The following is a 26,514-nucleotide window of genomic DNA, read 5'->3' as shown; positions in this document are numbered from 1 at the left end:
CCCGACACGGAGACACCCAACGACCCCATCCTCGAACTCAGCGCCTAACAACCCCAGAGAAGGACAACGCAGCACTACACCACCACAAGGGACTTGACCCCGCCATCTGCTTCGAGTCGAAGGGGTTCAGGTTGTTAAGGAACCCACCTACCTGCGGTGTTCCACCAGATCCACCCTCGTTCGGCTTGATCGGTCCATCAAACTCAGGCATCTGTTCCTCCCCCCTGGTAGCTGAACGTAGCTCGGCCGTCACCCTAGCGTCTGACGTCCGCCGAGTGGAGCCGGTTCCAGGAGAATCACAGGCGCCGACGCTCGAGCACCATCCGCAGCCACGACCCTCGACACAGGCCGAGGCGCAGCCGTCACGGACGTCCACCGGTCCAGAAGGCCACACCATCGCGGAGCGCGGCACCGCTGCCGAATTGCCCTCTAAGAGATCAAGGGCGGCGCGCTTCGCGCGCCGCCGGGGCACGCCCGGCCTCCCGCTGGCGCTCCCGGCCGGCGGCCCCGGCTCACACCACGAAGGACGCCACCTAATCCTCAGCACCCGTCAACCGCCACTCACCACGAGCCGACCCCTTCACGCCCGTCAGATCGTCTGACACCGCGCCGACCGCCTCAAGGGCGCCTACGGCGTCGCTACGCGATGAGCTGCCGCTCACCCTTGACCCGGCCACCACGGAGCACAGCAGCGGCACGGACGAAGGGGACGGGGGAGTTGTGGGCCCTCAAGACCGTAACGTTCGCTCGCTCAACGCCGAACGACATGGCATCCACTCCACGACGATCGGAGCGAGAGCATGGCTAAAGGCGACGTGCACACCGTGCCGCATGGTGACGGTTGGGCAAACAAAGTCGAGGGCAACGAACGGGTATCGAATACAGCCGAGACGAAGGCCGAAGCACAGACAAAGGGCCGAGACATGGCTCAGAAGAACGGCACCGAACACCTCATCCACAAGAAGGACGGGACGATCGGGGAACGCAACACCTACCCACGCGGTCGCGACCCCCGCCAGAGCAAGGGGTAAGAAGCACTAGAGAGGTCCAGCGTGCCATTAGCGTGCCATTAGGGGCGGTCAACCACGGTCAACAGCGGCACCCCACGCACACGCTCACCCGCAGGCCAGGGCCACCTTCCAGGGGCGTCCGCCTGATTCCCAAGCTGTGAACGCGGGTTCGATTCCCGTCATCCGCTCCAACCACGAAGGCCCAGGTCAACCGCTGTACACAGTGGACCTGGTCCTTCGTCGTGCCGGGACCGAGTGAGCTGGCCGACAACACTCACGGGCGACAAACCAACCGGAGCTCGCCACAGCGGTCGCTCGATGCTCCCGCTAGGCGCGCGAGCTGCGGCTTGAAGAACTGCGCAGACCCAGGGTTCGGCGCATTGTGCGCCGGACCTCGCCAACCAAGATGCGCATCGGCTGGAACGCCACGACGAGCACGATGGCGTCGCGCGGGCCCAGGATGGAGGCGAACCATTCGTCGATGTCGCTGCGATCGGACGTGGGCCGTTGGGTCCACAGCCCGGCCTCGGTGTCGTCGTAGGCGTCGGTGATGACCAAGCTGCGCGGGTCCAGCCGGTCGGCCTGACCGAGGTCGGCCACGGCGTCGGCCGCGATGCGCTGGACGTGCTCCGGAACCTCGCTACCCGGAGTCGGCCACGTGGCGTCGGTTCTACCCGTTGCAGCCGACCAAGCACCGTAGACGAGCGGATTTCCCGTCCGCATCACCGCATAGAGGCTGCGCGGGGCAGCCTTGGCGATCGCCGCGCGCAGCACGACCCGCCAGATCGTGCTGGAAATGCCGGTTCCCTGGTGATCCGGATGCACACCGGCGGAGTTGGCGTAGAAACACTTACGCCCGCCGAACATCCGGTCATTGCTGGCCACCCACGCCACCGGCAAACCGGCCGTGTCGAGGACGACGACAAGCCCGGACAACCGGTCGAGATTGTCGTCGGAGAGCCAGTTGTGCCAATACTGTTCGGTGGTCGCGGTGAATGCCTGCACCGCAACGGCAGGGAAAGTGTCACGGAGATACCGGCGGGCCGGATCGGAGAGCTGCGTGCACACCTCGGTCCAGAGCAACCCCGTCAGCCCAGGGCCGACGGAGACTCTCTTCGCACCGTGGAGCAGTTCGGGTGGGCAGCGTGCGGGAGTCGAATCGCTTCGGGTCATCAGCGTCTTCCTGGTCGGCGCCGGCGTGTGCTGCGGAGCAGTCCGGGTTGGGCGGTGTCTGGCTTGGAGGATGGGTCGAGGCGCGTGCCACGTAGGTATCGCCGTCCGTCCTCATCGGAGTGGCCTTGGTCGACCTAGCCACGACTCGGCGGCTCGTGGTCGAGAATGGCGCGCACAGCTGTGGAGAGACGTGCACGGACATCGGAGCCGATCCGCACGGTGCCATCGACCGTGGCTTGGCTGAGATCCCGTCGCAGCAGGGCGGTCGGCAGGTCGACCACACACGTCGTGACGACCTCGACGCTCGAACCGTCCCGGCGGTCCCACAGCGCCATCGCCAACCGCCGCAGCACCTCGGACACCAACCTCCGGTCCAGCCCGAGAAGCGCGTCGGCGAGCTCCGCGGGAAGTTCGGGACCGAGCAGCTGTTCCCGGCGCACCGTCATCAACATCCGCGCTGCCGCTGGACGTCTGCTTGCCAACACGGCGGCTGCGTCGGCGGCGGCGACGGCAGCATTCACCGCGCCGTCGAAGCCGGACGCCGACATCAACGCTTCGTCGATGAGCTCTGTTTGCAGGTCCAGAAACTCGGTCGCAGCCCGCAGCCACATCCGTCCACGTAGCGCCGACAGCGAGCCGAAGGCGTGATAGATCGCGCCGTTCGGCACGCCACTCTCCGCCGAGAGCTTGCGCACGGTGAGTCGTTCGGGACCTTCGTCGACTGCCAGGCGCTCCGCGACGTCAAGCACCTGGTCGAGGTTATGTACACGTGGTCGAGGCACGAGTCGACGATAATGGAGCACTTGCTCCACAAGCAACCGGACCCAGAAGGCACGCGCTTGGCGGCCATATATCCCGAGACCGCCGAGACCACCGCCGTGAAGGCTCACCGCGCGCCAATCTGGCCGCCACACTTTCCGCTCCGCAGGAACCAGGCCCGATTCGATCAGCACCCCGTCCATCTCACCCGCGACACCAACTCCCCATCCGGCGAATCGTGTTAGCGTCCGATTGCGGAAGGTAAAGGCGCAATTTCGAGTAATGCTCGCATATTCGAATAATCTGCACGAATCAGACACGGCGATCGGGAGGGCGACGTGTCAACTGACAGTTTTGGGGTTTCCGACGCCGCGGCGCCGCCGACGATCGGCCCCGAGTTCGTCTCCGGCGAGGCCGACGAGGTCGAGAACGTGTACCTGCCGTCGGAACGAGTCCACCACGGCGACGAGGAGGCGACCGTCGAGCTACGGCGCCTCGAGGACGGCCGGTTGGTCGTGCTGGCGTACACCTCGTTGGAAAGCCTCGTCGAGGGGTGCGGCGAACGTCAGCCGTGGTTGTCGGTACGCAGCGACTACCTGCAGCAGATCGTGACCGACAGCGGCGCCACGGAGGTCCTGTGGAACGCGGTACTGCCGGACGATCAGCGGCAGGACACACCGGCGGGTGATGCGTCATGAGCGGGTATGGCGTCGACCCCGGTGACCTGAGCGGGCTCACGTCGAAACTTCGCGGCGGAGCCAACTCCCTGGAGGAGGCGGCCGGCAAACCACCTGGCGCACCCGAAGCCGGTGACATCACGGGAGTGGTGCAGGGATTGGTCGGGGCCTTGTCGACGTCGTTGGCAGGTGTCGTCGAGGGCTGTGGCGCTGCCGGTGACGCCGTCGAGTCCGGACGCGAGGCCTACGAGGAGGCGGAACAGAAGAGCCGGCGTGACGTCGCGGACGCAGGCGGCGAGGGGAGGTAGCCATGCCCATCGACACCGAGATCAAGGCCGACGCGGCCAGTATCCGGCGGGTCGCGGAGTGGCTCTCGAAGAGGTCAGAGGACGCGCACCAAACCTGTTCGCAGGTGTACGGCGCGCGCGGCGATTCGGAGGGAACGTGGACCGGACCGGCGTCCGACGGTTTCCGCACCACGATGACGGCGTTCGGTAAGCAGATCAACGGCTTGGGCGAGGACCTCACCGAGACGTCGTCGAAGCTGGGTTCGCACGCGGATGACGTGCAAACGGCGAAGTCCCGCATGTCGCAGGCGCTGGAGATCGCCCGCAAGGGCGGGCTGACGGTGAACGGGAACGTCATCGAGGAGCCGGGGCCCGCGCCCGCGGCACCTGCTCCGCTGCCCACGGACCGGAAGCCGTCACCGCGTCAACAGCAGATCCACGACCAGGCGACGTCCGCGCAGTCCGCACACGAACAGAAGGTCAAGGCCTACGTCGAGGCCGAACGTACAGCGACGCCGGCGCGAGAGGCGTTCGTGAAGTCGCAGCAGACCTTCGTGCGCTTCGCCAAGGGGTACGCGGAGAAGGCGCCGATCAACATCGCCGACATCTCGACGGGCCTGGCAGGCGCGGTCGCCCAGCGGACCAGCAACTACCGCGCCGCGGCGAGGGCCATGGACCCGGCCATCGATCGTGCAGCCGCGTACGCGAAGAGTGGCCGCACCAACCCCTACGCACAAGCCCGCGCCGACGCACTCGAAATCGAACGCCGCCTCGCCAAGCAGGCCGAGCTCAACAAGGCCACCGCCACCCGAACAGCGAGAATGGTCGACAAGCTTCCGAAGGGTGTTAAAGACACGCTCCGGACGAATCTTGATTTCGGGAAGTATGCCCCCGACAAGCCACCATCCAACCCGCTCCTGCGCGGTGCGACGAAATTTGGCAGCAAGCTTCCGGTCATTGGCGGAGTAGTTACTGGGCTCGGTGTCTCCTGGGACATCGCAAGCGGAAAAGACCCAGGTACTGCCGTGGCCTCAGGAGCCGGGAGCTTTGTAGCAGGCTCGTTGACTACCGCGGCGGTTGCAAGCGCTGGCGGCCCGGTGGGGTGGGCTGTAGCGGGCGGAGCGATCGTCTCCGCAGGTGTCGGTTTCGCGATCGACGAGTGGGGAGACGATATGGCCGAGGTAGCCGGTGATGCCGCAGGGTGGGCAGGTGACAAGCTGTCGGACGGCGCGAAGGCCGTGGGCAACTTCGTCAGCGATCTCTTCTGAGGGAGAAATGGACATCCGGAACCTTCCACCCATGCCCGACCGGCACACCGGAGAGCCACGTCCACCTGCTGCGCCGTTGGTCGATGAGGACTCCCGAAGCGCGGACAATGACAATTCACCGACACGCAAGGCGCCGAAGACGCCGCCGGGCGAGGCCGCAGCACTGGAGTGGTACTACCCAACGCGCACTGCACGACTGGTAGCGGGATTGCTTTGCACCGCTATCGGCCTTGCCCTGTATATCTTTCAAGGAGGCTTCAGCTGGCTGGGAAACATCTGGCTGTGGCTCGTTTTGGCGGCACCACCATTCATCTTCCTACTGGTAGGCCGAACCGGAAAGGTTTCAGCCGGAGCTGACTGGCTAGCAACCTCCGACCGCGATTACGTAAAACTTTACGAGCTTGTCAAGGTCACTGTTCACGTCGACGGAGTAGCGCACGTCGTGCAGCTTATGGATTCATCCGGACGCAGTATTCGTCCCCGCATAGGCACGTTAGAGCTGAACCACCGTCTCTGGGATCTCGTCTACAACGGCATCCTGCATTCGGTCCACGTCAACGGTGCTGAAACCAACAAACGGGCCCGCGAGTACCTCCAACTCGACCACCCACCACACCTCCACAAACAGTAGAGACGCACCCGTGGACACCCGGAACCTTCCACCTATGCCCGACCGGCACACCGGAGAACCCCGACCACCCAGGGCTCCTACGGAAACGAATGACGAGGGTTCATCCCGGCGACATAATTCGAGATCCAACAAGGCCATTAAATCCCCCGCAGGCGAGGGCCCGTTGCTAGAATGGTTCTCACCCACTAAGAGGGTGCGTGCTTTGACCGGAGCCATAGTCTCGATCATTCTCTTGATCTACGCGACAGTCCACGAGAGTGGATTCGAGTGGATGACCACCTGGTGGCTCTGGCTGTTCATTCTACCGTGGCCTTTTCTGTTCTTCTTCATCGGGAAAGAACAGAAGGTTTCAGCTGGCGCGGATTGGCTGGCCGTCTCCACACGAGATTACGTGAAGCTATACGACCTTTCAAAGGTGACCGTGCACATCGATGGAGTTTCGCACGCAATCCAACTGGCGGACACATCTGGACGAAGCGTCCGCTCGCGCATTGGCGTGCTACAACTGAACCATCGCCTCTGGGACCTGGTCTACAACGGCATCCTGCACTCGGTCCACGTCAACGGTGCTGAAACCAACAAACGCGCCCGCGAATACCTCCAACTCGACCACCCACCACACCTCCACAACCAGTAGAGACGCACCCATGGACACCGGCGCTAGCCCTGCCCGGGTACGTGGTCTGATCGAGGATGTCCGGCTGAGTAGGTCGAACGCGCTGCCAGCCGTGTCGCCCGGCCTCCGATGATGTCGACCTCGCTCCCACGGACTGACGACCCCGGCTGGGCCTGCACGAGCTCAGACCGATGACTGTTGATCAAGCAAGCCGGCCGGGTCGGCGCTGTAGGCAACCATCCAGGTGGGGTCGATGCGATACCACACGCTCTCCTCCCAAAACGATTCGTCGCCGTCGTCTCCGTAATGGTCGACGAGATAGTTGCGAATTGCCGGCCAGGCCGGGTCACTGCTCGGCCCCTCGGGGTTCAGCGGAACGGCGTGTCCGTGCGTGAAGATACCGAGCTGCTCGCCTTTCATGAAGGTCGCGCTGATACCGGGCCGCGCCGCGAGATGCTGGGCTTTCGCGGCCTGTCGGTGGGTGCCGACGATCCAGCGGCCGTGCAGGAGGTGCCCGTCGGCGCCGCTGATGCGTGGCTCGCCCCGGCGGGTGACGGTGGCGATTGCCAGGGTGCACATACCTTGGCAAACCCGGACGACCTGTTCCGCGTCCAACGTGCTTTCGCCCGGCCGAATGATCGACTTGAGGTGACTGCTGGAACCAGCCCAAGACGTATCGAGCAGGGACTGGAGGGTGCGGAGCTCGTCAGGAGTTTCGAGCATACTGTTAGCTAACCAGCTACCACCGACAGTGCCAGCTCAGTTGCACAGTCACCAATTGCCCGGCCGGTCGGCCATCCGACCCTCACACGTCACTCGACATTCCTGGAAACGTGGCTCCACAGGCCGCACACACCCGGTTCATCAGGCCCGGCGAAAGGAAACCACCGTGCACACACCGGACCAACACGGCGAGCCCGACCAGACAGCGATCGAGGAGTACCGCAGGATTTTCGACGGCTACCCGGTCGAAGTGACTCGCATCGCCGACCTGCTCGAGGAGCCAACGGAATCTGCCGAAACACCGGATGACAAGCCCTGACCGCATTCTGACCTCGCCTCATCAGGCTCAGCACCACCCGTGCGCCCGCGGAGTGCGGTCGGCCACCCGGTAGCGGTACCGGGTGGCCGCAAGGTCACCGCACCGTCGACGGAACACCCGCGTGACGTTTCAGTCCGTTGTAGACAGCGGTGAATCCCATCGCCTTTCGCGCGTCGGAAACGACCTCGCGTACCACCTCACGCACGCGTTCCGTTCCCGCCACGACGAGCTCGTCGACGAAACCGGGCCTGCTCGCGAAATGCTCCCTGCGCTCGCGCACCGGGTCGAGAAAGCGATTGAGGGCGGCCGCCAACGCGTCCTTGACCTCGCCGTCGCCGACGCGACCTTCGCGGTACCGCTGCTCCAGGTCGGCGACCTGCCCGCGGTCGTCGTTGAACGCCCGGTGGTACTCGAACACCGGATTCCCTTCGACGCGACCCGGGACGTCGGCGCGCACGCGATTGGGATCGGTATAGGTCCGCCGCACCTTCCGGGTCACCTCGTCCGGCGAGTCCGACAGATAGATCGCGTTGTCGAGCGACTTCGACATCTTCGCCTGCCCGTCGGTACCCACGAGCGCCGGAACCTCGCTCGACACCACCTCCGGCACGGGAAATACCTCGCCGTACAGGCCGTTGAAGCGCCGCGCGATCTCGCGTGCGACCTCGACGTGCGCATGGTTGTCCTGACCGACCGGCACCGCTTCGGCGCGCACGCACAGGATGTCCGCAGCCTGCAGCACCGGATAGCCCAGCAACGCGTAACTCATGTCGCCGCCGCGGCTCATCTCCTTCAGGCTCGGCACGCGCTGCAGTCGCGACACCGTCACCAGGCTCTGCAACAACGTGTTCAGCTCGGCGACCTCGGGCACCGCCGACTGCAGGTAGAACGTGACCCGGTCGGGGTCGATCCCGACGGCCAGCGCGTCGAGCACCTGGTGGCGCACCTGCTCGGGAATCCGCGCGATGTCGGCACGCCGATTCGCCGTGGTGAGCATGTGCAGATCGGCGAGGATCAGAAACGTCTCGTACTCGTGCTGCAGCCGGACCCGGTTGGCGAGACTGCCGACGTAGTGACCGAGATGCAGCCGGCCCGTCGGACGGTCACCCGTGAGCAGCCGGGGTGTGGAACGGGACATGTCGATATACCTCCGAATTCGGAGGCCGCCCCGCAGACGACCGACACGCCGGAGTGACAACGGCCGCTGGAGGAGCGGCCGTGGATGGATACACACGCTCAGGGCCGCCGGTCGGCGGCCCACCACAGAACGATTCGCGTGTGCATGCCGCCACCGTAGCGCGTCCCGATTCGGGGTGGACTGTCGGCGACCACGTCGCGGCTCGGGGCGGACTGTCGGTGACCACACTGCTCGCCGCGCTGCTGTTCACGCACCTGCTGTTCGCGTACCTGCTGTTCACGCACCTGGGCCGTACATGCCCTCCTCGCCCTGGCGATCCAGGCAGCAGCGCTCGGGGTGATCCGGTCGGGATGCTCCAGTGGGGGTAATCCGGTTGTGCCGCAACGGTTGTGCCGCAACGGTTACCGCCCCCGCTCCGCCATCCCGACTGCACCATTGACCTCGAGTTAACTTGAACTTCTAGCGTTCTCCCCATACCCGAGAGGAGAACAACGATGAGAAAGATCAACGACCATCTTTGGGAAACCGATCCGGAGTATCCGTTTCCCGGACTGAGCACCCATGCCTATCTGTGGCGCGCACCGAGTGGAAACGTGCTGTTCTACAACACCACCCACACCAACGAACAGGACCGCATGGCCGAACTCGGCGGCGTGCGTCACCACTACCTGAGCCACCAGGACGAGATCGCACCGTCGCTGCACGCCATCCGGGAACGGTTCGGCTCCACGCTGCACGCGCACAGCACCGAGGCGCATCTCGTCGAGGAGACCGCGACCGTCGACGACGCGTTCACCGAAGCCCACCTGGGCCCGGACGGACTCGAGGTGATTCCCACGCCGGGCCATACACCCGGCAGCACGTGCTACCTGGTGCCGGGCGCCGACGGCAGGACGTATCTGATGACCGGCGACACGATCTACGTCGACCGGCAGGGACACTGGCGCGCCGGCTACATCGACGGCATGAGCGACCGCGAGCAGCTCGCCGCCAGCCTGCGCCAGCTCGCGACGCTCACCCCGGACGTCGTCATCTCGAGCGCCTTCACGGGTGAGTCGGGGGTCACCGAACTCGGGCAGCGGCCGTGGGCCGAATGCGTCGACGAAGCGCTGCACGCGCTCGAGCCCGAACGGGTGACGGGCTGAGACGGTCGTGCATAACCGGCATAACCTCCCAAAGCACCTGGTCAGGACCGCCGTTCGGGTGATGCACACCATTCCATGTCACGGCGTGATAACGGCAGAAGGGCGCGTGCCGATACGCCGGATGAACCCCGTACACATCCCCCGACTCGATACGGAGATGGCCCATGTGGACATCTGCCTCGGGCGCGCTCGGAGTAGCAGGACTGGCCGCGTGGTCGGTCACGGGCGTGCTTGCGTTCCTGGTGGCAGGGCTGGCTTTCCTGCTGCTGGTATCGCTCGTGGTGCTCTCACCGAGCCCCTCGCGGTAACCACCGCGAAGCACCACGCGTACACCTCGGCCGGTCTCGCCAACCCCGGGCACGCCGCGGAGGACCCCGACCGCCACGAAGGAACCGACCCCGGTTCCGTCCCGAATCGTGGCGCGTTCCGCGACGTCGCAGGCGCAGACAGGTCGTCGGTGACCGGACACGAGCGGCGCCGGACGGTGCTCCCCGAACCGCCGGCGCCGCTCGTGCCCATTCCCGCGCGCCCATTGCTGCTCGAGCCCATTCCCGCTCGTGCCGACTCCCGCTCGTGCCAACTCCACTGCACCGCGGTGACCGTGTGACACGCGTCCGCGACGAGCCGTGGCCGCGCTGACGGCGAGTCCGTACGCTCGGCGGTCATGCGGACGGTCGCGTTGGTGCACAGTCCTTTCCTCGGACCGGGGAGCATGCGCCCCCTCGCCGAGGAACTGTCCGCGCGCGGGCATCACGTGGTGGTACCCGACCTGCGCGCCGGACTCAGCGCCGTGCCCTGCCACGACGGCCTCGCCGACCGGTTCGACGAACAGACACCCGCCGAGCCCTTGCTCGTCGCCGGCCACAGCGGCGCCGGCCCCCTGCTGCCGCATCTGGCCGCACGCCGCCCCGGAAGCCGCCTGCTCTACATCGACGCCGGCCTGCCCACTCCGGGCCTGAGCTGGCGCGACACCGTGCCCGCAGACCTCTACGACACCTTGACCGGCCACGCCACCAGCCCACCAAACACCAGCTCATCAAACACCGGTGCACCAAACACCGGCGACGCCGACACCGAAAGCAGCCAGGCCGCCGCGCACGAGGCCCTGCTCCAGCCCTGGCACACGTGGTTCGACCCCAGCCCGCTCGACAGTGCCGAACTCCGGCAGGCCGTGCTGCCCGAGGAGCCCCGCGTACCCGTCCGGTTCCTCCACGAGCCACGTCCGCACGCCGACGAGCCACCGAGCGCCTACCTGCGCCTGTCCTCCCCGTACGACCGGGCCCTCGAACAGGCACGCGCACGCGATCTGCCGGTCCGATCCCTCGACGCCGACCACCTCGCACCCACCAGCACGCCCGGCCCCGTCGCGTCGGCCGTCGAAACGCTGGCCCGCGAACTCGAATGACGCGAAGAACCTCGGCGGACGTCGACGCCACCGCGCATCCTGGACGGGCGCCGCGCCGCCGATCCGACACCGACGTCAGGGGACCCACGATGCGCACACTCGCCATCACGCAGAACATCACGCTCGACGGCTGCGTCGAGATGCTCGACGACTGGTTCGACCCGATGGTCGACAATGCCGAGCTCGAGGCCGAGACCCTCCGCCACGACGAGCGCTGCGACGCCGTGGTCCTCGGCAGGCGGACGTTCGAGGCCTTCCGCGGCTTCTGGCCGAACCAGACCGGCTACATCACCGACTTCCTCAACGACGTCGACAAGTACGTCGTGACCAGCACGCTCACCGACCTCGATTGGCGCCGCAGCCATGTGCTCGACGGCGAGGACCCCGTCGCGGCGATCCGCGAACTCAAACAGCAGCCGGGCGCGGACATCGTGGTCACGGGAAGCATCACGCTGTGCCACACGCTCATCGAGGCAGGCGTCGTGGACGAGTACCGGCTGTTCGGCTACCCGGTGGTGCAGGGCAGGGGACGCAGGCTCTTCCCCGACGGCTTCACGCTGCCACGCATGACACTGCGCGACATGAAGTCGTTCGCGGGCGGCATCACCTACACCTGCCATGCGCCCGCGTGAGTCAGCGCCGCTTCTTCGCCCGCGCCGGCGCCTTGCGCAGCCACGACTCCTCGATCAGTTCGTGCAGCTGCACCTCGTCGACCTTGTCCAGATCGACGAGGATCGCACCGTACCCGTCGTAGTGCGGAGTGGTGTAGAACGCGGGATCACCGGAGGCCAGCAACGCCTCCTTCTCGTCCGAACCGCACGGCAGGACGAGACCGCCTTCGGCCTCGGTACGCAGGCGGGCGAAGCTCTTGCCGTTCACCTTGAGGGCGGGCGTGTTGTACGAGGTCGACTCCTCGACCTCCGGCAGCTCGGTCGCGAACGCGACGACGTCCTTCCAGCTCACCACGGCTGCCGTGTCCTCCGAGGTCGGTGTTTCGAATACGTACGGGGTTCCGGCTAGGACGAGCGTTCGCCCAGCTCCGCGCGCAACCGGGCGGGTGCCACGGGGTCGACCTCGCCGAGCGCGACGAGTCGAGCGTGCCGCGTGCGGGCGTGCCGCTTCGCTGCGCGCCGGTCCTCCCACACGACCGTGACGGCCGCGCCGATCAGGATCAGCACGCAGAGGCTGATGACCGATGCCAGGTACACGCCATCTCCTTTGATGTGGTGTGTGCGGCAGATCACACAGCATAGCCAATGGCCCTCGCGGGCGCCACCCGCTGGACGTCGCCACCCACCGGACTGCGGACCGTCATCACCCAGGCACTTTCCAGACGGTCGGCGTCCACCATTTGCGCGCGTTGGCGCGCAGGGACGCTACAGAAGAGGCACACTCCGCTATGAGCTGAATAAACATCGGCACATCGCGTCATGAGGTCGGCGCTCGCGAGTCACAGATGCGAACGACACGCGAGCAGATCTCGCCGGGGGACCGTGGCGACACGGCGGCGAACACGTCCGCGAGGACGTGCGGAGACGGAGTGATGTATGGCGCACAGCATCGAAAGAGGCCGCCCTACGGGCAGCCCCGGACCTGCGGGAACACGGACACTGACGGTCGCGGCCCTGGATCCGGTCCCGTTGTTCAGAGAAGGTCTCAACGTTCTGATCAGCAAGACGCCCGGTCTGCAGTGGGCGGGTCACGCATCGAGTCATCACGCCTCGCTCCAGCTGTGCGAGCAGCTGCGGCCGAACATCGTGATCCTGGACTCGGGTTTCGACCCACACTGCCACCTGGTGCGACTGCTTCGCGACGGTGATCCGACGCTCGTGGTGGTCGTCCTGGTGCGGGACGCCCACCGCACGCCGCAGTTCCTGTCGGCGGCCGCGGCCGCGGGTGCCCACGCGACGGTCCCGCGCACGGCCGAGCCGCGACGCCTGGCCGAGGCGATCCGCAGGGCACACATCGATCGCAGGTACACCGATCCCGCGCTCGCGGCGCTCACCGCGCGTCCCAAGCGCCAGTCCTCCGCGGACGGCACCGACCCTGCCGTCCGCCAGCAGATGCCGTTGTCGCGACGTGAGTACCAGGTGTTGCAGCTGGTCGCCGAGGGGCTGGAGAACTCGGCGATCGCCAAGACCCTGTTCCTGTCGGTCGAGACGGTGCGCACCCACGTCAAGAGCATTCTGCGCAAGCTGTCGGCCAGGGATCGCACCCACGCGGTGACGAAGGCGTTCCGCTCCGGAATCCTCATTCCGCGACCCGAAGAGTCCACCGCTCCGTCGGTGGACGGGGCCGCGGCAGCTCCGCCTCCCCAGCACACGCCTGCCACCGCGCCGGCACCCCAGCCGCCGTCGGGAGTACGGCCGACGTCACCCGGCGCACCCGCGTGACCCCCGTCCGGTCGAACGAGGCCGGACGAGACCCAGAAAACAGCTGTCCCGGGTTGCCGTCGGTTACTTAGGGGTAATATCCTCAAGTTACCGGCGAGTAGGGCCGTGTCCAGTGCCTGTCCACACCACGGACGGCACGCGGACGTACCAGCAGTGCCCAGCCGCCACACCCGAACAACCCTCGTACGGAGCGACGACATGGGCCACTACAAGAGCAACGTCCGAGACCTGGAGTTCAACCTCTTCGAGGTCCTCGGCATCCAGGACCGACTCGGCAAGGGCGTGCTGGCGGAGTCCGATGAGGAGACCGCCCGCGGCGTACTGTCCGAGCTCAACAACCTCGCGACGGGCCCGCTGGCCGAGTCGTTCGAGGACGCGGACCGCAACCCGCCGGTGTACGACCCGAAGACCTTCTCCGCCACGCTGCCGGAGTCGTTCAAGAAGAGCTACCAGCAGCTCTGGGACGGCGAGTGGTGGCGCCTCGGCCTGACCAACAAGCTCGGTGGCTTCGGTCTGCCCCCGACCGTGCAGTGGGCCGCCTCGGAGCTGATCCTGGGCGCGAACCCGGCGCTGTACATGTACATGGCCGGCCCGAACTTCGCGATGGTCGTCGACCAGAACGGCACCGAGGAGCAGCAGCGCTGGGCGCAGATCATGATCGACCGCGCCTGGGGTGCCACGATGGTGCTCACCGAGCCGGACGCCGGTTCGGACGTCGGCGCGGGCCGCACCAAGGCCGTGAAGCAGGAGGACGGCTCCTGGCACATCGAGGGCGTCAAGCGCTTCATCACCTCGGCCGACCAGGACATGACCGAGAACATCATGCACCTCGTGCTGGCCCGTCCCGAGGGGCACGGCCCGGGCACCAAGGGCCTGTCCCTGTTCCTGGTGCCGAAGTACCACTTCGACACGAACACCGGTGAGCTCGGCGAGCGCAACGGTGCCTTCGTGACGAACGTCGAGCACAAGATGGGCCTGAAGGTCTCCACCACGTGCGAGCTGACGTTCGGCCAGCACGGCACGCCCGCCAAGGGCTGGCTGCTCGGCGAGGTGCACAACGGCATCGCGCAGATGTTCCAGGTCATCGAGTACGCGCGCATGATGGTCGGCACCAAGGCCATCGCGACGCTGTCGACCGGCTACCTCAACGCGCTCGAGTACGCCAAGGAGCGCGTGCAGGGTCCCGACCTGACGCAGCAGACGGACAAGGCGGCCCCGCGCGTGACCATCACGCACCACCCGGACGTGCGCCGCAGCCTCATGCTGCAGAAGGCCTACGCCGAGGGCATGCGCGCCGTCTACCTGTACACGGCGTCGTTCCAGGACCAGGTGTGGTGCCAGGAGGGTGACGAGGATTCGCTGAAGCTCGCCGAGCGGGTCAACGACCTGCTGCTGCCGATCGTCAAGGGTGTCGGGTCCGAGCGTGCGACCGAGCAGCTCGTCCAGTCGCTGCAGACGTTCGGCGGTTCGGGCTTCCTGCAGGACTACCCGATCGAGCAGTACATTCGCGACTCGAAGATCGACTCGCTGTACGAGGGCACCACGGCCATCCAGTCGATGGACTTCTTCTTCCGGAAGATCGTCCGCGACAAGGGCCAGGCGCTGACCTACATCGCAGGCGAGATCACCAAGTTCATCGAGGGCGAGGCCGGCGGCGACAGCCTCAAGAAGGAGCGCGACCTCCTCAAGCAGGCGCTCGACGACGTCCAGGGCATCCTCGGCTCGATGATCGGCAACCTGACCTCGGCGCAGGAGGACGTCAAGAACGTCTACAAGGTCGGCCAGCACAGCGTGCGCCTGCTGATGTCGGCCGGTGACCTGATCATCGGCTGGAAGCTGCTCGAGCAGGCCGAGATCGCGCTGGGCAAGCTCGACAGCGCCTCCGGCAAGGACAAGAGCTTCTACGAGGGCAAGGTCGCCGTGGCCTCGTTCTTCGCCAAGCAGGTCCTGCCCGAGCTCAGCGCTCGCCGCGCGATCGCCGAGGCCGCCGACAACGACCTCATGGAGATCGACGAAGCCGCGTTCTGATCCGCGACAGTTCTGATCCGCGAGGTCGCCGAACGCGACAAGACCGGGGCACTCCGGCCGCTCATCCCCCTGGCGGCCGGAGTGCCCTTTTTCGCGGCCACCACGTCGCACCGCCGGTCATCCCGGCCCGTGATCATCGCCTCAGCTGCCGTCCGGACACGACCCGTTTGGGAGTTTTCACGCAGGGGCACCTTGGGTGGAGCAAAGGCGCCGCCGCGCGGCGAGGTCCACCGGCCGGGCGGCGACGGAACATCGGTGGCGGCGGTCGGAGCCGACTTCGGCCGTCCCCACCGAGCAAGGACGCTTACCCACAAGGAGGCAGAGCATGGCTATCTCGGGGATCATCTCGGCCATCGTCGTCGGACTCGTACTCGGCGTGCTCGGCAGGCTCATCGCGCCCGGTAAGCAGAAGATCGCCATCTGGCTGACGATCCTCGTCGGTATCGCAGCGGCGTTCATCGGCACGGCCATCGCCCGCGGCCTCGGCTATGCCGACACGACCGGCTGGAGCTGGCTGGAGTTCTTCACCCAGCTCGTCATCGCAGCCATCGGTGTCTCGCTCGTCGCCGGATTCGCGGGCAAGGACCGCAAGCACGTCAGCAGCTGACGCGCGAGCCGGCGACCGTCAGAACGTCATCCCCGCGGCCCGCCCCGGTCCACCTGCTGGGATCGCGTGTCCGAACCGGGCACGATCGGCAGGACCGGGTCGGGCCGCGGCGTCGGTCGGGGGCCCTGGCTCGGCCGCGACCCGCACACCACGCGCGGCACCGGGTCGTAGGTGACGGCGGTGGACTGCCGATCGACGACCCTGCCGCTGCCGCGCTCCTTCACGACCCGCGTGTCGGTCACCTTGAAGCCCTCCGCACCGGAGGTCGCCTCGCACCGCGGGCCGTTGTCCCGCCGCACCGGCGGCGACTGGACGTCGGTGCGCTCTCCCGTGGAGGCCGAGACGTCGAACTGCTCGGTGCCCCACAACCGCACCGTGACGTCGCTGCCCGACGTCGTCACCTGAACCGCGATGCCGTTGCGCATGTTGTTGGTGAACGCCAGCTCGGCGCTCGAACCGTCCGGCAGCACCGCGACCGCGTCCCTGCCTGCGGGGTAGCGGTCGAGATACGTCTCGTGGGGCGTGTGGCCGGCATCCTTCAGCCCGGCACCGTAGGCCGCGTTGTACAGCGTGCTGGTCAACTGCGAGGAACCGCCACCGATCACCGCGGGACCCGTGCCGTCCTCGTTGACCGGTGCCTCGACGTATCCCTGCGATGCGGTCCTCGGCCCGGTCAACTCGCTGAGCCGGAAGGTCTCACCGGGCCGGACGACCGCGCCCGTGACCGCGTCGGCCATGGTGGCCACGTTCCGCGCCGCCGCTCCGCCGAGCCCGCCGGTGGTGAACTCGCCGACGACCTCCTTGATCCCGAGCTCGCGCAGGTCCTTGGTGCTGACGTCGGGTTCCTGCACCTCGTAGACGACGTCGAGCGTCCGCTCGCCGTCCTTGCCCGCGACCGTGATGAACGGGGCGAAGGTGCGCTCCCAGTCGATCGTCCTGCCCTGTTCGGACGGCTCGACCGACGGACGGGAGCCCGCGAACACGATCTCGGCGTCGGACGCGGTCCGTTCGGTGTCGCGCAGCTGCGGCGCCAGCACCTCCTGCAGGCTCGCGCGGTCCACGGTCAGCTGCAGCGCACCGCCCTGGCCGGGTGTGTGCTTCATGGCGTCGGCGATGTGCTTCGGCGTGAGGGTCGCCGACGTGTCGTCCGCCTTCACCGTCACGGGCGCCGACACCAGCGGCTCGGTCTGCTCCACCGCCTGCTGGACGCCGTCGCGCGAGGTCTTCGCCTCCGTCACCGCGACGTCGAGGTGCACGGCGTTGCCCGCGAGCCAGTCGGACTTGATCCGGTGCATCGCGCCGTCGACGTCGGTGAGCCACTGTCCCTGACGCGGGAAGATGGGGAACGGCTCGACCGTGCCGGGATCGGTGCCCTGGCCGGTGACGGTGCGGAACCCGACGTTGCCCTCGCGCACCTGGTGGTCGATCTCCGAGTGGGCCAGCCGCGTGACCGCCTCCTTGAGCCGGTCGTCGTCGGCCGAGGTCACCACACCGATCTCACGCGAGGTGAACAGCGACGTCACACGGGAGATCGGGTCGATCGGCTGGTTGCCCGCCTGTTCGACGGTGCCCGCCCAGTCGACACCGAGGCCCGCGTCGGCCGGGTCGAGCTGCGTCGTGACATCGCCCGCGCGCACCGGCATGGGATCGGTCAGCCGCGGGCCCAGTTCCTCCCTGAGCTTGGCCTCCGCCTCGGCGGTCGGCATCCCGCCCACCTCGACGCCCGCGACGCTCACCCCACGCGGCACGTCACCGATGCTGCTGACCAGGTCGACCATGTAGACCAGCAGCAACACGACAACCGTGCCGCCGAAGATCATGAACGCCTTGCCGATCCCGCGCTGCAGCCTGGTCCGGCGAGGACTCGGACGTTCGTCCGCGGGCCCGAGCAGGTCAGCCGCGAGCCCGGGTGGTGCGGCGGCGCCGCCGATCGCCTCGTCGCGATAGCTCACGGCGGGGTAGGCCGAGAACGCCGCGGCGGGCAGGTCCGTACCGGTGTCCCCACCGGGATCGGTCGGGTACTCGGGCCACGCCGGGTCGTGCGAGAGCAGCCAGTTGTCGGGCAGGTCGAGCGAACCGTCGGGCCGCTCCGCTCCAGGGCCGTCGGGCCGCTCCGCTCCGAGGGGAGCGTCGGGGCCGTCGGCGTCACCGTCGGGTAGGGCCGGGTCGTGCCTCGGCCGGTCGTACTCCTCGCGCACCAGCCCTCCCCGTGTGGTCCGGCTACAAGTACAAGCCTGTGCCCTGTTCGGTCCGTTCGCTAGCGATGGCGTGAATGTCGCGCTCTCGCATCACCAGATAGGGGTCGCCCTGGATCTCCACCTCGAGCGGATCCTCGGGGTTGAACAGGACCCGGTCGCCGATCTTGATGTTGCGGACGTTGTTGCCCACGCCGAGGACGTCTCCCCAGCACAGCCTGCTGGCGACCTGCGCGGTCGCCGGGATGACGATGCCGCTGCTGCTTCTCCGTTCGCCCTCGTCGGACGGCTGCCGGACCAGCAGCCGGTCGTGCAGCATCTGGATCTCGAGCTTCGGCTCGTGCGTCGCGTTCCGGGGTTCAGCCACACGTTCATGTTAGGCGCCCGCAGACCCCGGGTTTCCGGACATCACCAGGCTCAGCTCGCCGTCGCCCGACCGCTCGACCCGCACCGGCACGCCCCAGTCCTGCCTGGTGACCCGGCAGACGGGGTGTTCGGCGTCGATGTCGCAGCTGGCGGCCTGCGCGACGACCTGCAGCACGCCCTCCGTCACGTCGCCGGAAAGGCGGATCAAGCGCGACAGGTCGGTGTCGGCGCCCGCGCCCTCCACGAGCAGTTCCGGAGGGGAGGCGCTCACCTCGAGGCGCGTCGACGGGCCGTAGCGGTCGTCGAGCTTCTGCCCCGGCGGCGGGGTGAACACGACGTTGAGCTGCACCGCACCCGAGGCCAGCACCGTCGCGGGCCTGCGCACCTCGAGCGCGTCGCCGTCCACCTGGTCGGCCTCCGCGGTCTCGAGCGGCGTCAGCCGGTGCGCGCCCGTCTCCACGACGAGCACGTCGGACCCGGTGACCACGAGGCCCGCGGGTTCGGCCAGCCCGGAGGCGAGCGTGCTGACCTCGCCCGAGGACGGGTCGTAGCGGCGGATCGCTCCGTTGTAGGTGTCGGCGATGCCGATCGTGCCGTCGGGCAGCACGGCCACCCCCTGCGGATGCTGCAGCAGCGCGTGGGCGGCCTTGCCGTCGCGGTGGCCGAAGTGGAACAGGTCGGTGCCGACGGCCGTGTAGACGGCGTACCCGCCCTGGCCGTCGCCTTCGAGCCAGCGCAGGGCCGACGTCTCGGCGTCGACGAACCACAGCCGGTTCCTGCCGACGGCAAGCCCGGAGGTCTGGGCGAGGAACGCCTCACCCGCAGCACCGTCCCGCAGACCCTCCGTCGTGGTGCCCGCGAGCCTGCGGACCGTGCCCTCCCGCGGGTCGAAGACGCCGAGCGTGTGGTTGCCCGCCATCGCGACGACGACCCCGCCGGGGCCGCCGTCGGCCTCGTCCCACCAGCACACGTCCCACGGGCTGGTGAGGTCGACGTCGAGGGCCTTGCCGCTGTCGTCCCCGTCGCGCCACTGGTTGCCGGTGCCGGCGACGGTGGTCACGGCACCGGTCGACAGGTCGACACCACGCAGCGTGTGGCCCGCGGTGTCGGCGACGACGAGGTGGTAGCCGACCGCGCCCGCGACGGCCTCGGGCAGGAGGGTCAACCCGGACGGCTCGGCGAACGTGGCGACGTCGAACGCCCCGTCCCTGCCGCCGCGCTCACCGCTGCCGAACCGCCGGACGACCGTCTCGGCGTCGGAGGCGAACTCGGCGATGCCGTGCCCGGCCGCGTCGGCGACCAGCAGCCTGCCGCCCGAGGTGGCGACCGCCTTGGCCGGGTAGCGCAGCTCGGTGTCGGCACGCTCGTCGGCGACGTACGGACTGTCGCCGCGGCGCAACGTGCCCTTGGCCTCGTGGGTCTCGGTCAGCTCGGCGACCACGCGGCGCAGCGCCTCACCGTGTCCCTCGCCCGCGGCGACGTGCGCGATGTAGCCCTCGGGGTCGATGACGACGAGCGTGGGCCACGCCTTCACCGCGTACTGCTGCCACGTGGTCATCGACGGGTCGTTGAGCACCGGGTGGTGCACGCCGTAGCGCTCGACGGCGGCCGCGATGGCGTCGGCCTCGCCCTCGTGCGTGAACTTCGGCGAGTGGACCCCGATGGTCACCAGCACCTCGGCGAACTCCTCCTCGATGGGCCGGAGTTCGTCCAGGACGTGCAGACAGTTGATGCAGCCCGACGTCCAGAAGTCGAGCAGCACGATCTTCCCGCGCAGCTCGGCCAGGCGCAGCCGTTGTCCACCCGTGTTCAGCCAGTCGGTTCCGGCCAGTTCGGGCGCGCGCACATGCTGCCGCGCGGCGGTCGTCGCGGGCACTCCGTCGGTAACGCTCACAGTTCCAGTGAACGTCACGAGGCACGAAAGTTAAGCCCCCAGTGCTCCATTACACCCGCGAGAGCGATCACCCGGTTGCGCTGGTCACCTGACGGTGTTCTCCTGCCGCGACGCTGGGCGACGGACGGGTCAGTGTTGCTCCGTTCGAGCGCCCGCCGTTCGGGAGGTCGCTGACGTGCGCGCGGACACGATCCGTGACCGGGTCCCGTAGCGGGTGGACGCCCGCCGGGGTCACGACGTGGCCACCGCCTCCGCACGCCGTTTGAGCGCCGCGAGTGTCTTCTCCATGTTGCGCTGGTTCAGTCCCCGCCGGTCGGAGATGCCGATCAGCGTGCCGGTGACGACGCGCGCCCAGCCCGGCCGCCGGTCCCACGTGCGCTCGACCACCCGGCAGCCGGCACCGTCCTGCTCGATGTCACCGTCCGGCTCGATGTCGTACTGCCAGCGCGAGATCCGCAACGGCCCCACCGACACCTCGAAGGCGAACCGCTCACCCTTGGCCGCGTCCGTGATCGTCGACGTGGTGCTCCACCTGCGGAAACCGTTGCGGTTCCTGCCGCGGAACCGGGCGCCGACGGCGGCCTCGGTGGCTCCGCCCAACCAGCGGTGCCCCTCGTACTCGCCGGCGAGCTCCGCCAGCACACCCGGGTCGCTGACCAGGGCGTAGACCTGTTCCGGAGCGGCGTCGACGTGGATCGAGGCCTGCGCGTCCGGGTTCGCGTCGGTGGACATGCGCGAGATCGTCTCAACCTGAGTTCGTGCGCCGCAACGTTCTCGTCATGCCCGCGGCGACGGTCGTGGCCAGCACCCATCCGGTCGCGGTGAACGCGGTCGCGACCCACTTGTCCTCGTCGGCCATGTACCAGCGGCCCTTGTTGCCGAAGTCGACGATCGGCACCAGCAGGTCGACCGTGTACAGCACCGGGTTCCAGTCCAGGCCCGTGTCGTCCTGGTTCACCACGCACCGGCTGCCCTCGATGACGACCAGGTCCGGATCGTGCACACAGTCGTCGTCCCGCAGGCCGAACCAGAAGCTGCCTGCGATCAACAGCAACAGCAGCAACGCGACGGCGCGCACGGGGCGGTAGCCGTAGCCGACCATCCACCGTTGCAGCAGGCTCCACAGCCGCACCCCGAGCCCCACGACAGGCCTGCCGTGCGCGAGCGACTCGTACCGGTACTGCTGCTTCTTCGCCAGCACCCAGTCGGCGTGCTCCTCGTTGCCGCACGCGCGGAGCATCGAGGCGAACTGGTCGTACGGACCGGGCCGGTAGCCGCCGATGGCGTCGTGCAACAGCGCGAGCCTGCGCCGCACCGTGCGGTTGTCGTCGATGGCGATCGGCTCGGCCAGTCCGCCGTAGCGGAAGTCCTCCAGTTCGAGCCCGCCCTCGGCCAGCCACAGCTGCTCCGAGTCGTCGAGCGTTCCGCACTGGGAGCGCAGCAGCACCACCTTGCCGCGGGGTGGGCAGCCCGGTCGCAGGAGGAACTCGTCGGCGCTCGTGTCACCCGCGTCGAGCGCGACGAAGTCGCCCGCGTGACCAGCGCCGACCCGCGATTCGCCGGAGTCGGAGTCCTCGGGCGCCGACGCCTCGCCCGAGGACTCCGGCCCACCGTCCCCGCCCGAGGTGGGCGAGCCGTGGAGTTCGGCACCGGTGATGTCGAACTGCCGGGCGATGGCGGCGCCGTCCGTGGTCACCCCGCCGTGGACCGTGCACGGCCTGCGGTTCTCGGCCGTGAGCAGCACGCTGCGGGCCACCTTCACCGACCGCAGGTCGACGGCCCAGTGGCCGAACTCCGTCACCTCCGGATCGCGCACGTCGCTGGCGCGCAGGTCGATGCTGCCGCCGACCGTCATGCCCATGAGCCGCACCGTGCCCTTGGCCGAGCACCGCCGGAGCTGCATGTTTCCCGAAACGGTGCTGCGCCGCAGCGACAGCACATCCCTGCCGGGGTGGACGAACGTGCTGTCGGTGAGGTGCACGTTGCCGCGGATGGCCACATCGGCCAGCCGCATCTGACCGCGGGCACGCATGCGTTTGCCGTCCAGGTCACCGCTGATCTCGCTGCCGTCGAGGTGGACGGCACGGTCGCGGAACGGATGCTCCTTGCTCGGCAGCACGCGGATGTGCGCGTCGGCCACGCGCAGCGAACCGCCGATACGCGAGTTGACCATCCGGATCGTGCCGGTGACGTCGAGCCCGTCCGACAGCTCGACGTTGCCGTCCACCTGCAGGCGGTCGGCGATGAGGGCGGGCCACGGATCGACGTACCAGTCGCCGGTCTTCCACGCGTCGACGAGGAGTTCTCCGCCCTGCTTCATCCGCAGGCGGGCGCCGCGGAAGTTGATGTCGCCCGCGACGTGCGCACTCGGCAGGTACAGCAGCCCGGTGGAGGAGAACGACCGCGGCGCGGTGTCCCCGCCCGGCCGGTCGACCTCGCACAGCAGGCTGCCGCCGATCCGCGCGCCGTTGCCGTCGATGACGAAGCCGCCGGGGTTGCGCAGCTGGGCACCGGAGAAGTTGACGTTGCCGCCGGTGTGCATGCCGGGTACGCGGACCTCGCCCTCGACGCGAAGCCGGTAGGCCAGCAGCGCACCGGTGACCAGGAGCCGGTCGGCGTGGATCGCCTTGCCACGGGGATGGTGCACGTGGCTTCCGGTGAGCACCACCGACCCCTCGACGACCGCGTCGGTCAGGTTGACCGCCGCGTCGGGCATGCCGCGGTCGAGTTCGTCGACCCTGCGCATCGTCGTCTCGCCGTCCGACGTGCCGGGGGCGACCTCGACATAGCACTTGATCAGCCGCAGGTCGTTGCTCGTGCGCAGGTTCCTGGCATGCAGCCCGGGGAGCCGGCAGCGCTGGAACACCAACCCGAGCAGGTTGGCCTCACGGACGTCGGGCACCTGCTCGAAGCGGCACCGTTCGAACCGGAACAGGTAGCGCAGGTCGGCACCGCGAAGATCGAGTTTGCCGGTGATGTAGGCGTTCTCGACCTGCACGATCGGCGCGTTCGTGGACTGCTTGCGCCAACGCCGCAGCGCTCCGGGAGCCGGTTCGACGAACGGGCGCAGCAGCTCGGCCGCGTCGACGATCTGGGTCGGGTGCGAGTCGGGGTCGAACGGGTCGTAACGCGGCCCGTCCACATCGTCCGGCGAGACGACCATGCGTTGCGCCCCTCTCTGCACCCGGTCACGCGACGCGCCGGCGCACGGCGGGTGCCGAAGCGACAGCGCAGAGCGACAACCTACCGCGCACGAGGCCGCGAGATCACCTGTTCAAGTGATCTTGTGGGTGCTGCGCGAGAGAGGTCAGCCGGTCTCGGTGGCGTGCACGGGGTTGAGGACGCGGCTCAGGAACGTCTTGGTGCGCTCCTCGGACGGCTCGCCGATCACCTTCGACGGCGGCCCGGCCTCGACCACCACACCGCCGTCCATGAACAGCACCGTGTCGGCCACCTCGCGCGCGAACTGCATCTCGTGGGTCACGACGAGCATCGTCATGCCCTCGTCGGCCAGCTGCCGCATGACGCCGAGCACGTCACCGACCAGCTCGGGGTCGAGCGCCGACGTCGGTTCGTCGAACAGCATCACCGCGGGCTGCATCGACAGCGCCCTGGCGATCGCCACCCGCTGCTGCTGACCACCCGAGAGCTGGTCGGGCATCGACTTCGCCTTCTCGGCCAGGCCCACCTTCTCCAGGTTCTCGCGCGCGATCCGCTCCGACTCGGCCGCGTCGCGGCCGAGGACCTTACGCTGGGCGACCGTCAGGTTGTCCAGCACCGACAGGTGCCCGAAGAGGTTGAAGCCCTGGAACACCATGCCGATCGAACGACGGGCGCGGTCGATGTCGACGTCCGGGTCGGTCAGCTCGTAGCCGTTCACCAGGACGGTGCCCGAGTTGGGCTCCTCGAGCAGGTTCACACAACGCAGCAGCGTGGACTTGCCCGAACCGGAGGGCCCGATGATGCACACGACCTCGCCGCGGCGAACCCGCACGTCGATGCCCTTGAGCACCTCGAGCTTGCCGAACGCCTTGTGCAGTCCGGAGATCTCGACGATCGCGTCATCCGTGCCGGCGCTCATGCCGTCACCTCCAGTCCTTCGTCACGCTGCCGTCCGGCGCGACGTTCCAGGTACCGCGACAGGTAGCCGAGCGGCACCGTGATGATCAGGTAGCACAGGCCGGCGAGCAGGATCGGCGACATCGAGTTCGTCGCGTTCATGCCCTCGCGGCCGAACTTGGCGAGCTCGTACTCCGAACCGAGCAGACCGAGCAGGTAGATCAGCGATGAGTCCTTCGTCAGCAGGATCAGCTCGTTGGTCAGCGGCGGCAGGATGATGCGGAACGCCTGCGGGATGACCACCGTGAACGTGGCCCGCGACTGGGACATACCCAGCGAACGCGCCGCCTCGACCTGCCCCTTCGGCACCGCCTGGATGCCGGCACGCAGCGTCTCGGCGATGTAGGCCGACCCCACGAGACCGAGCGCGATGGCGGCCGTGGAGTACGTGTCGAACTGCAGCTGGAACGCCAGCGGCACGCCGAACCCGAGTGCGATGAACACGAGCAGAGCGGGCACGCCGCGGAAGAACTCGATGTAGACGGTGGCGATCCACCGGTACGGGCCGACCGACGACAGCTTCATCAACGCCAGCACGAGCCCGATCGCCAGACCGAGCGCGAATCCGAGCGCCGTGTAGATGATCGTGTTGACCAGCGCCGTGGTGATGATCCCCGGGAACTGGGTGCTCATCGCGTCCAGGTTGAAGAACGCGTCACCCAGTTTCTCCCAGTTGGCGAAGAACGCCACTGCGGCCAGGGCCAGTACGAGGATCCCGTACTGCGCTCCGCGGAAGGCCTGCGCCCGCTTGCGCGGCGACATCGGCATGGACCGACTCCTCAAACGTTGCTCACCAGCGAGGAGCCGGCCTCGGGCGAGACCGGCTCCCTCACGGCGGAACTGTAGCGGTGGTGGTTACCGGCTGCTGTCGTCAGCACCCTCGCCGCCGCCACTGTCGGACGGGGCCTCACCGAACCACTTCTTGTAGATCTCGTCGTACGAGCCGTCCTGCTTGGAGGCGTCGATGACCTCGTCGATCTTCGCCTTGAGCGCGCCGTTGCCGTCGGCGACCGCGAACCCGTACTGCTCACCGGTGTCGAACTCGGCGCTGACCTGCAGGTCCTTCTTCGACTTGGTGGCGTACATCAGCACGGAGTTGTCGTTGATGCCCGCCTGCACGGCGCCGTTCTGCACACCCTGCTGGAGCAGTTCGAGGTCCTCGTACTGGCGCGTCTCGTAGCCGTGCTCCTCGGCGTGCTTGGTCGCGTACTCCTCGCCGGTGGTGCCCTGCTGGACGCCGAGCACCTTGCCGTCGAGGTCGTCGAGGCTCCCGACCTTGGAGTCGGAGGGGACGAGCAGCGCCTGGTCGGCGTCGAAGTAGCCCTTCGAGAAGTCCATGACACGGTCGCGCTCGGGGGTGATCGTGATCGCCGCGGCAGCGAGGTCGCACTTGCCGGTCTCGAAGGCCTGACCGGTCTCGATGCCCTCGAAGCTCGTGTCGACCAGCTGCTGCTTGACGCCCAGGTCCTTGGCGACGAGGTCGATGAGGTCGACGTCGAAGCCGACGATCTTGCCGCCCTGCTTGAACTGGAAGGGCTCGTAGGGCAGGTGGGTGCAGACGGTGAGCTGGCCTTCGTTCATCAACTCGACCTTGTCACCGGCTTGCGTGTTACCCGCCGTCTTGACCTCTTCCGCGCAGCCGGCCGCGGTTGCGGCGAGCGCCAACGCGGGCAGCAGGGTGAACGCGCGGAGCTTGTAACGACGCTGGGGGGTTCGACGCGCCACGATCTTCACTCCTAGTAATGAGTACCGGTCGGTCAA

The 26,514-nt window shown here is 67.9% G+C and carries 28 protein-coding genes; 14 read left to right on the top strand and 14 right to left on the bottom strand.

Annotation, left to right across the window (positions count from 1 at the left end):
• Positions 1-800: 800 nt before the first annotated feature.
• Entirely contained in the window at positions 801-1,031 is a 231-nt protein-coding gene (locus IF64_RS0102590) for a DUF2188 domain-containing protein (RefSeq protein ID WP_030530350.1), read from the top strand.
• A gap of 306 nt (positions 1,032-1,337) precedes the next feature.
• Here the strand turns inward: IF64_RS0102590 and IF64_RS0102585 are convergent, their stop codons facing one another.
• Together IF64_RS0102585 and IF64_RS0102580 are read right to left on the bottom strand one after the other, a co-directional pair.
• A complete protein-coding gene (locus IF64_RS0102585; RefSeq protein WP_145600531.1) occupies positions 1,338-2,093 on the bottom strand; it encodes a GNAT family N-acetyltransferase in 756 nt (251 codons plus the stop codon).
• A gap of 224 nt (positions 2,094-2,317) precedes the next feature.
• Positions 2,318-2,965 (bottom strand): TetR/AcrR family transcriptional regulator, encoded by a 648-nt coding sequence (locus IF64_RS0102580; protein ID WP_030530348.1) that lies wholly within the window; start codon positions 2,963-2,965, stop codon positions 2,318-2,320.
• A gap of 315 nt (positions 2,966-3,280) precedes the next feature.
• Between IF64_RS0102580 and IF64_RS0102575 the strand changes: the two genes are divergently transcribed.
• The 5 genes from IF64_RS0102575 (at position 3,281) to IF64_RS26410 (ending at position 6,442) form a co-directional block, all read left to right on the top strand.
• The gene (locus IF64_RS0102575; RefSeq protein WP_051757392.1) at positions 3,281-3,640 is read left to right on the top strand and encodes an SAV_915 family protein; all 360 of its coding nucleotides are present in this window, start codon (positions 3,281-3,283) and stop codon (positions 3,638-3,640) included.
• Positions 3,637-3,927, top strand: coding sequence for a hypothetical protein (locus IF64_RS0102570; RefSeq protein WP_051757391.1), 291 nt, complete (start codon positions 3,637-3,639; stop codon positions 3,925-3,927). Before IF64_RS0102575 ends, IF64_RS0102570 begins: the two co-directional genes overlap by 4 nt.
• Before the next feature lie 2 nt (positions 3,928-3,929).
• On the top strand, positions 3,930-5,174 hold the full coding sequence (locus IF64_RS0102565; protein ID WP_030530345.1) for a WXG100 family type VII secretion target: 1,245 nt from the start codon (positions 3,930-3,932) through the stop codon (positions 5,172-5,174).
• A gap of 31 nt (positions 5,175-5,205) precedes the next feature.
• The gene (locus tag IF64_RS26415) at positions 5,206-5,805 is read left to right on the top strand and encodes a hypothetical protein (protein WP_246134805.1); all 600 of its coding nucleotides are present in this window, start codon (positions 5,206-5,208) and stop codon (positions 5,803-5,805) included.
• 271 nt (positions 5,806-6,076) lie between these two features.
• A complete protein-coding gene (locus tag IF64_RS26410; RefSeq protein ID WP_246134806.1) occupies positions 6,077-6,442 on the top strand; it encodes a hypothetical protein in 366 nt (121 codons plus the stop codon).
• Positions 6,443-6,604: 162 nt separating this feature from the next.
• On the opposite strand, the gene IF64_RS0102550 is transcribed toward IF64_RS26410, so the two are convergent.
• On the bottom strand, positions 6,605-7,144 hold the full coding sequence (locus IF64_RS0102550) for a pyridoxamine 5'-phosphate oxidase family protein (protein ID WP_030530344.1): 540 nt from the start codon (positions 7,142-7,144) through the stop codon (positions 6,605-6,607).
• Positions 7,145-7,310: 166 nt separating this feature from the next.
• Here IF64_RS0102550 and IF64_RS26985 point away from each other — a divergent pair, with 166 nt between their 5' ends.
• Positions 7,311-7,463 (top strand): hypothetical protein, encoded by a 153-nt coding sequence (locus tag IF64_RS26985; RefSeq protein WP_157575499.1) that lies wholly within the window; start codon positions 7,311-7,313, stop codon positions 7,461-7,463.
• Positions 7,464-7,557: 94 nt separating this feature from the next.
• Here the strand turns inward: IF64_RS26985 and trpS are convergent, their stop codons facing one another.
• Positions 7,558-8,601, bottom strand: coding sequence for a tryptophan--tRNA ligase (gene trpS / locus IF64_RS0102540; RefSeq protein WP_030530343.1), 1,044 nt, complete (start codon positions 8,599-8,601; stop codon positions 7,558-7,560).
• Between the two features lie 494 nt (positions 8,602-9,095).
• Here trpS and IF64_RS0102530 point away from each other — a divergent pair, with 494 nt between their 5' ends.
• From IF64_RS0102530 to IF64_RS0102520, 4 genes are all read left to right on the top strand, one after another.
• Positions 9,096-9,746: an MBL fold metallo-hydrolase gene (locus IF64_RS0102530; protein ID WP_030530341.1), complete on the top strand. Its 651-nt coding sequence runs from the start codon at positions 9,096-9,098 to the stop codon at positions 9,744-9,746.
• Between the two features lie 164 nt (positions 9,747-9,910).
• Positions 9,911-10,054: a hypothetical protein gene (locus tag IF64_RS26980; protein ID WP_048807285.1), complete on the top strand. Its 144-nt coding sequence runs from the start codon at positions 9,911-9,913 to the stop codon at positions 10,052-10,054.
• Between the two features lie 356 nt (positions 10,055-10,410).
• Positions 10,411-11,151 carry an alpha/beta fold hydrolase gene (locus IF64_RS0102525; protein WP_030530340.1) on the top strand — a complete coding sequence of 247 codons (741 nt, stop codon included), beginning with the start codon at positions 10,411-10,413 and terminating at the stop codon, positions 11,149-11,151.
• Between the two features lie 89 nt (positions 11,152-11,240).
• Positions 11,241-11,783: a dihydrofolate reductase family protein gene (locus IF64_RS0102520; protein WP_030530339.1), complete on the top strand. Its 543-nt coding sequence runs from the start codon at positions 11,241-11,243 to the stop codon at positions 11,781-11,783.
• Position 11,784: 1 nt separating this feature from the next.
• Here the strand turns inward: IF64_RS0102520 and IF64_RS0102515 are convergent, their stop codons facing one another.
• Together IF64_RS0102515 and IF64_RS0102510 are read right to left on the bottom strand one after the other, a co-directional pair.
• Positions 11,785-12,117, bottom strand: a complete 333-nt coding sequence (locus IF64_RS0102515) for an MmcQ/YjbR family DNA-binding protein (protein WP_030530338.1) — start codon at positions 12,115-12,117, stop codon at positions 11,785-11,787.
• Positions 12,118-12,167: 50 nt separating this feature from the next.
• Entirely contained in the window at positions 12,168-12,359 is a 192-nt protein-coding gene (locus tag IF64_RS0102510) for a hypothetical protein (RefSeq protein ID WP_030530337.1), read from the bottom strand.
• Positions 12,360-12,698: 339 nt separating this feature from the next.
• Between IF64_RS0102510 and IF64_RS0102505 the strand changes: the two genes are divergently transcribed.
• The 3 genes from IF64_RS0102505 to IF64_RS0102495 all read left to right on the top strand — a co-directional run bounded on the left by IF64_RS0102505 (position 12,699) and on the right by IF64_RS0102495 (position 16,179).
• Entirely contained in the window at positions 12,699-13,544 is an 846-nt protein-coding gene (locus IF64_RS0102505; protein ID WP_084705589.1) for a response regulator transcription factor, read from the top strand.
• A 198-nt stretch (positions 13,545-13,742) separates the two neighbouring features.
• Positions 13,743-15,572 carry an acyl-CoA dehydrogenase gene (locus tag IF64_RS0102500; RefSeq protein ID WP_030530335.1) on the top strand — a complete coding sequence of 610 codons (1,830 nt, stop codon included), beginning with the start codon at positions 13,743-13,745 and terminating at the stop codon, positions 15,570-15,572.
• A gap of 325 nt (positions 15,573-15,897) precedes the next feature.
• Complete coding sequence (locus IF64_RS0102495) at positions 15,898-16,179, top strand: GlsB/YeaQ/YmgE family stress response membrane protein (RefSeq protein ID WP_030530334.1); 282 nt, start codon at positions 15,898-15,900, stop codon at positions 16,177-16,179.
• 26 nt (positions 16,180-16,205) lie between these two features.
• Here the strand turns inward: IF64_RS0102495 and IF64_RS0102490 are convergent, their stop codons facing one another.
• The 8 genes from IF64_RS0102490 to IF64_RS0102455 all read right to left on the bottom strand — a co-directional run bounded on the left by IF64_RS0102490 (position 16,206) and on the right by IF64_RS0102455 (position 26,478).
• Positions 16,206-18,377, bottom strand: a complete 2,172-nt coding sequence (locus tag IF64_RS0102490) for a VanW family protein (RefSeq protein ID WP_051757390.1) — start codon at positions 18,375-18,377, stop codon at positions 16,206-16,208.
• A 22-nt stretch (positions 18,378-18,399) separates the two neighbouring features.
• Positions 18,400-18,693 carry a GroES family chaperonin gene (locus IF64_RS0102485; RefSeq protein ID WP_048807289.1) on the bottom strand — a complete coding sequence of 98 codons (294 nt, stop codon included), beginning with the start codon at positions 18,691-18,693 and terminating at the stop codon, positions 18,400-18,402.
• A gap of 57 nt (positions 18,694-18,750) precedes the next feature.
• Positions 18,751-20,586 (bottom strand): NHL domain-containing thioredoxin family protein, encoded by a 1,836-nt coding sequence (locus tag IF64_RS0102480; protein ID WP_030530331.1) that lies wholly within the window; start codon positions 20,584-20,586, stop codon positions 18,751-18,753.
• A gap of 279 nt (positions 20,587-20,865) precedes the next feature.
• The gene (locus IF64_RS0102475; RefSeq protein ID WP_030530330.1) at positions 20,866-21,366 is read right to left on the bottom strand and encodes an SRPBCC family protein; all 501 of its coding nucleotides are present in this window, start codon (positions 21,364-21,366) and stop codon (positions 20,866-20,868) included.
• Between the two features lie 13 nt (positions 21,367-21,379).
• Complete coding sequence (locus IF64_RS0102470) at positions 21,380-23,797, bottom strand: oxidoreductase (RefSeq protein ID WP_246134807.1); 2,418 nt, start codon at positions 23,795-23,797, stop codon at positions 21,380-21,382.
• A 144-nt stretch (positions 23,798-23,941) separates the two neighbouring features.
• On the bottom strand, positions 23,942-24,715 hold the full coding sequence (locus IF64_RS0102465; RefSeq protein ID WP_030530328.1) for an amino acid ABC transporter ATP-binding protein: 774 nt from the start codon (positions 24,713-24,715) through the stop codon (positions 23,942-23,944).
• On the bottom strand, positions 24,712-25,521 hold the full coding sequence (locus tag IF64_RS0102460; RefSeq protein ID WP_030530327.1) for an amino acid ABC transporter permease: 810 nt from the start codon (positions 25,519-25,521) through the stop codon (positions 24,712-24,714). Before IF64_RS0102460 ends, IF64_RS0102465 begins: the two co-directional genes overlap by 4 nt.
• Before the next feature lie 87 nt (positions 25,522-25,608).
• The gene (locus IF64_RS0102455; RefSeq protein WP_051757421.1) at positions 25,609-26,478 is read right to left on the bottom strand and encodes an ABC transporter substrate-binding protein; all 870 of its coding nucleotides are present in this window, start codon (positions 26,476-26,478) and stop codon (positions 25,609-25,611) included.
• Positions 26,479-26,514: the final 36 nt, after the last annotated feature.

Origin of the sequence: Prauserella rugosa (genome assembly GCF_000719975.1) — a bacterium.
Lineage (GTDB): Bacteria > Actinomycetota > Actinomycetes > Mycobacteriales > Pseudonocardiaceae > Prauserella > Prauserella rugosa.
Note: the sequence above shows the minus strand (reverse complement) of the source record. Positions and strands in the feature narration are given on the sequence as shown.

Bases quoted from the DNA above. Each gene is read 5' to 3' on its own strand.
- IF64_RS0102590 (WP_030530350.1), top strand. From the start codon at position 801: ATGGCTAAAGGCGACGTGCACACCGTGCCGCATGGTGACGGTTGGGCA.
- IF64_RS0102570 (WP_051757391.1), top strand. From the start codon at position 3,637: ATGAGCGGGTATGGCGTCGACCCCGGTGACCTGAGCGGGCTCACGTCG.
- IF64_RS0102565 (WP_030530345.1), top strand. From the start codon at position 3,930: ATGCCCATCGACACCGAGATCAAGGCCGACGCGGCCAGTATCCGGCGG.
- IF64_RS26415 (WP_246134805.1), top strand. From the start codon at position 5,206: ATGCCCGACCGGCACACCGGAGAGCCACGTCCACCTGCTGCGCCGTTG.
- IF64_RS26410 (WP_246134806.1), top strand. From the start codon at position 6,077: ATGACCACCTGGTGGCTCTGGCTGTTCATTCTACCGTGGCCTTTTCTG.
- IF64_RS0102550 (WP_030530344.1), bottom strand. From the start codon at position 7,144: ATGCTCGAAACTCCTGACGAGCTCCGCACCCTCCAGTCCCTGCTCGAT.
- trpS (WP_030530343.1), bottom strand. From the start codon at position 8,601: ATGTCCCGTTCCACACCCCGGCTGCTCACGGGTGACCGTCCGACGGGC.
- IF64_RS0102530 (WP_030530341.1), top strand. From the start codon at position 9,096: ATGAGAAAGATCAACGACCATCTTTGGGAAACCGATCCGGAGTATCCG.
- IF64_RS26980 (WP_048807285.1), top strand. From the start codon at position 9,911: ATGTGGACATCTGCCTCGGGCGCGCTCGGAGTAGCAGGACTGGCCGCG.
- IF64_RS0102525 (WP_030530340.1), top strand. From the start codon at position 10,411: ATGCGGACGGTCGCGTTGGTGCACAGTCCTTTCCTCGGACCGGGGAGC.
- IF64_RS0102520 (WP_030530339.1), top strand. From the start codon at position 11,241: ATGCGCACACTCGCCATCACGCAGAACATCACGCTCGACGGCTGCGTC.
- IF64_RS0102505 (WP_084705589.1), top strand. From the start codon at position 12,699: ATGGCGCACAGCATCGAAAGAGGCCGCCCTACGGGCAGCCCCGGACCT.
- IF64_RS0102500 (WP_030530335.1), top strand. From the start codon at position 13,743: ATGGGCCACTACAAGAGCAACGTCCGAGACCTGGAGTTCAACCTCTTC.
- IF64_RS0102495 (WP_030530334.1), top strand. From the start codon at position 15,898: ATGGCTATCTCGGGGATCATCTCGGCCATCGTCGTCGGACTCGTACTC.
- IF64_RS0102485 (WP_048807289.1), bottom strand. From the start codon at position 18,693: ATGCTGCACGACCGGCTGCTGGTCCGGCAGCCGTCCGACGAGGGCGAA.
- IF64_RS0102475 (WP_030530330.1), bottom strand. From the start codon at position 21,366: ATGTCCACCGACGCGAACCCGGACGCGCAGGCCTCGATCCACGTCGAC.
- IF64_RS0102470 (WP_246134807.1), bottom strand. From the start codon at position 23,797: ATGGTCGTCTCGCCGGACGATGTGGACGGGCCGCGTTACGACCCGTTC.
- IF64_RS0102465 (WP_030530328.1), bottom strand. From the start codon at position 24,715: ATGAGCGCCGGCACGGATGACGCGATCGTCGAGATCTCCGGACTGCAC.
- IF64_RS0102460 (WP_030530327.1), bottom strand. From the start codon at position 25,521: ATGCCGATGTCGCCGCGCAAGCGGGCGCAGGCCTTCCGCGGAGCGCAG.